Annotated in this window: 4 protein-coding genes; all 4 read right to left on the bottom strand. The window is 72.5% G+C overall.

The window, feature by feature from the left end:
* Positions 1-927, bottom strand: a 927-nt coding sequence (locus tag ABZY11_RS43365; protein WP_356484452.1) for a DUF4139 domain-containing protein, incomplete at its 3' end; no start/stop codon positions are given.
* A 37-nt stretch (positions 928-964) separates the two neighbouring features.
* Complete coding sequence (locus tag ABZY11_RS43360) at positions 965-1,618, bottom strand: isochorismatase family protein (protein ID WP_356484451.1); 654 nt, start codon at positions 1,616-1,618, stop codon at positions 965-967.
* Between the two features lie 95 nt (positions 1,619-1,713).
* Entirely contained in the window at positions 1,714-3,351 is a 1,638-nt protein-coding gene (locus tag ABZY11_RS43355; protein ID WP_356484450.1) for a (2,3-dihydroxybenzoyl)adenylate synthase, read from the bottom strand.
* Positions 3,348-4,023: isochorismate synthase (locus ABZY11_RS43350; RefSeq protein ID WP_356484449.1), on the bottom strand; the 676-nt coding region annotated here is incomplete at its 5' end. The genes ABZY11_RS43350 and ABZY11_RS43355, both read right to left, overlap by 4 nt.

Genomic DNA, 4,023 nt, shown 5'->3' with positions numbered 1-4,023 from the left:
CGGGGCAGGGCCTGCCGCGTCGTACCCGGAGAACAGGTCGACGAGCCCGGCCGGGGGCTCGCGCCAGCCGGAAGGCGCGGGGGCGGGCTGACTGCGTCCGATCCGGATCGAGCGGAGCCTCGGCAGGTCGGTGCGGCGCCGGAGATCGGCGGTGGCCAGGGCGATGCGTACGCCGGTCCAGTCCTCGCCGGTCCGCTGGGCGACCGAGGCGCGCAGCACCAGACGGCCGCTGCCGTCGCCCTGACGGTGAGTGAGGCGGTAGGCCGGCACCCAGACGGCGCCCGGCACCCCGTATTCCAGCTCCACCTCCACCTCGGCATCACCGGTGCCGTCGAGGGCCAGGACCGCGCAGACCGTGGTCTCCACGTGCGCCGACGGGGAGTCGGTGGAGGCACGGTCGAGCCTGTCGGCGGCGACGGTGAGCTCGTGCTCGGCGTTGCGCAGCGCCTCCTCCAGCTCGACGAGGCGCTGGTGCAGTCCCGCCAGCCGCTCCTCGACGAAGTCGGCGAGTTCCAGCCACGCGTCGACCGGGGTGCGGCGGTGCGGGTCCTCGCGCTTGCGGGCGGGCGTGACCGGGTGGAGAGCCCTGACCTCCTCGATCAGGCTCAGCTGTCGGTCCCGGCGTCCCCGCGCCGCCGCGTGCTCGTCGCTCAGCCGCTCGACCTCGCGGCGCAACCCGTCGGGCGTGCCCGTGCCGAGCGGCTCGGCCTCGACTTCCACCCGGGCCTCGGTGACACGTATCCCGGGGGCGCCCAGGACCCGGGCCCGCAGCGAGCCCGGGTCCAGCGAGCGGGGCAGTCCCGTCACCCGCACCCGGCCGTCGGGCGGCACGCTGCCCCGGGCCAGGCGTCGGCAGATCGCGCCCTGCGCGTACACCACGACGGAGTCGAGCGTCGACCCCCACCTCTGTGTCGACTCAGCCGTCATGTGCTCCGCCCCCCGCCGTGTCCATGCTGAGCGAAGTCTACGCCTTCCGCAGCGGTCGGCTCCCGTCGCGGAAGACGGCTCGGGTGCTGGTGACGGCGGCGCACTTGCCGGCTGCCCAACGCAGTGCCATCGCATGGTCCTCGGCGGAGAAGTCGGCCACCGCGTCGGCCACCACGAAGGCCTGGATGTCCTGCATCCAGGCGTCGCAGGCGGTCATGAGGACGCCGATGTGGGCGTAGACGCCGGTGATGACGATCTGGTCGCGGCCCTGTTCGCGCAGCCGTTCCAGGAGGTCGGTGCGGACGAAGCCGCTGTACTTCCACTTGGTGAGGACCGTGTCCCCCTCGTCGGGTGCGACGGCGTCCGCGATGGCGGCGGCGTACGGGTCGGCAGGCAGGCCCGGACCCCAGAAGTCCTGTTGCAGGCCACGCTCGGCCGGGCTCTGACCGCCCGGCTGTGCGGTGTAGAGCACCGGTACGCCGATGCGCTTCGCTTTCTTCTTCAACTCGGCTACGTGGGAAAGCAGTTCGGGAATCGGGGAGGACTGTCGGTCGTAGGCCGACAGGAAGTAGTTCTGCAGGTCGTGGACGAGGAGCACCGCGCGTGACGGGTCGACGGTCCACTCGACCCGGTTGGCGGGCAGCTCGTCGGCGGCCGGCATGGGGTACGGGGCAATGGCGGGCAGGGCCATGGTGCGGGGATTCCGTTCAGGGGTGAGGGATACCGGGGTGGGGGAGACCCGGTCGGCGGAGAGGAAGCCGTCCGGGGCGGCGGGTCCGGGAGGGGTCAGGGGCTCGGGGAGGTGGATGCGGTGCGGGCCGCGGCGGTTCGCAGGTCCTTCTTGGAGATCTTCCCGACGCCGGTCTGCGGGAACGCGTCCACGAACTCGACCCGGTCCGGCACCTTGTACGCGGCCAGACCCCGTTCCCGTACGAACCGTTTGATGTCCACCGGCTTCAGCGGACCCGCGCCGGGGCGGAGGATCACGTACGCGCAGGTGCGTTCGCCCAGATACGGGTCGGGCTCGGCCACCGCGTTGGCGTCGTGCACGGACGGGTGGGCGAGGATGTGGTTCTCCACCTCCTCTGCGGCGATCTTCTCGCCGCCCCGGTTGATCTGGTCCTTGGCGCGTCCCTCGACGACGATGTGGCCGCTGCCGGTGACCCGGACGACATCGCCCGTGCGATAGAAGCCGTCCTCGGTGAACGAGCGGGCGTTGTGCTCCGGCGCCCTCCAGTAGCCGCGGATCGTGTAGGGCCCCCGCGTCAGCAAGTGGCCCGTTTCGCCCGGTGCGACCTCGCGGTCCTCGTCGTCGACGACCAGGATCTCGTCGTCCGGCGAGATGGGCCGCCCCTGGGTGGTGACGATCACCTCGACCGGGTCGTCCAGCCGGGTGTAGTTGACCAGCCCCTCGGCCATTCCGAAGACCTGCTGCAGGGTGCAGCCGAGCGCCGGCCGGACCCGCCGCGCCGCCTCCTCGCTGAACTTGGCGCCGCCCACCAGCAGGACGTCCAGGCTGCTGAGGTCGTGCGCGGTGGTGGTGGCCGCCTGGGTCCACAGCAGGGCAAGCGGCGGGACCAGCCCGGTGATGGTGACCCGCTCCCGCTCGATGAGCGGGAAGGCCACCTCGGGGGAGGGCTGCGGACACAGCACCACGCGCCCGCCGGCGTAGAGCGTGCCGAGCGAACCGGGTGAGGAGAGCGGGAAGTTGTGGGCCGCGGGCAGTGCGCAGAGGTAGACGGTCCTCTCGTCGACGCCGCAGATCTCGTTGGAACCGCGGAGCGAGTAGATGTAATCGTCGTGGGTGCGCGGAATCAGTTTCGGTACGCCGGTGCTGCCGCCGGAGAGTTGGAGGAAGGCCAGGTCGTCCGGGCGCGGAGCACCGTGTCCGACCGGCTCCTCGGCCACGTCGGACAGTGCCTCGAACTCGCCCGGGTCCCCGGCGGCGACGAACACGTGCCGCAGTGTGCCCGCACCGGCGCGGGTCCTCGCCGCCAGCTCGCGGTAGTCGTAGCCGCCGTGTTCCGCCGCGATGACGTACGCGACCGCCTCGGTGAACTCGCAGAAGTACGAGATCTCCGTCTCGCGGTGGGCCGGCAGCGCGAAGACGGGCAGCGCACCGATCCGGAACAGTGCGAAGACGACCTCGAAGAACTCCGCGACATTGGGCAGTTGCACCACCACGCGGTCGCCCTCGGTGATGTTCCGGGCGAGGAAGCCCGCGGCCAGCCGGTCGGCGCGCCGGTCCAGTTCCGCGTAGCTCCACCGGGTTCCCGCGACGGGGTCGACCACGGCGATCCGGTCCGGGTGCGCCTCGGCACGTTCCCGGAGCATGGAACCGAACGTCTCTCCGCGCCACCAGCCCGCGGCCCGGTACCGTTCGGCGAATTCGGCAGGCCAGGTGGGTGCGTCGTCCGGGCTCACAGCTCCGCCCCCACAGCGCTGAGGAAGGTACGGAACTTGGCTGCCGTCTCGGCGGTCTCCGCCCCGGGCACGGACGCCGCCACGATGCCGGCGCCCGCGTAGAGGCGCAGCGTGCGTTCCTCGGCCTCGGCGCAGCGGATCGTGACGACCCACTCGCCGTCGCCCCGGGCGTCGCCCCAGCCCACCACCCCGGTGAAGAAGCCGCGGTCGAACGGCTCGGTCTCCGCGATGACCCGACGCGCTGTCGTGGTGGGGGTGCCGCACACGGCGGGGGTCGGATGCAGGGCGCAGGCGAGAGCCAGGGCCGAGGTGTCGGGGGAGGCGAGCGTGCCGGTCACCGTGGTCGACAGGTGCCACATGGTCGCGGTACGGATCAGTGTGGGCCGGGCGGGGACGGTCAGCTCCGTGCAGTGCGGGGCCAGGGCCTGGTGGACGGCGTCCACGACGACGGCGTGCTCGTGCAGGTCCTTCGCGGACTCCAGCAGCGCGGCGGCACGGCGGACGTCCTCGGCGAGGTCGGTGCTGCGCGGGGTGGATCCGGCGAGCGGATTGGCGACCACCCGCTGCCCCTGCCGGGAGACCAGCAGCTCCGGACTGGCGCCGATGAGAGTGCGGCCGGCCCCGGTCGGCAGCGCGAAGGTGTGACCGACGGGGTCGCGGCGGGCCAGGCGC

Origin of the sequence: Streptomyces sp. NPDC006510, assembly GCF_040611955.1 — a bacterium.
GTDB lineage: Bacteria > Actinomycetota > Actinomycetes > Streptomycetales > Streptomycetaceae > Streptomyces.
The sequence above is the reverse complement of the archived record's forward strand: the minus strand, read 5'-3'. Positions and strand labels throughout refer to the sequence as shown.

Bases quoted from the DNA above. Each gene is read 5' to 3' on its own strand.
- ABZY11_RS43360 (WP_356484451.1), bottom strand. From the start codon at position 1,618: ATGGCCCTGCCCGCCATTGCCCCGTACCCCATGCCGGCCGCCGACGAG.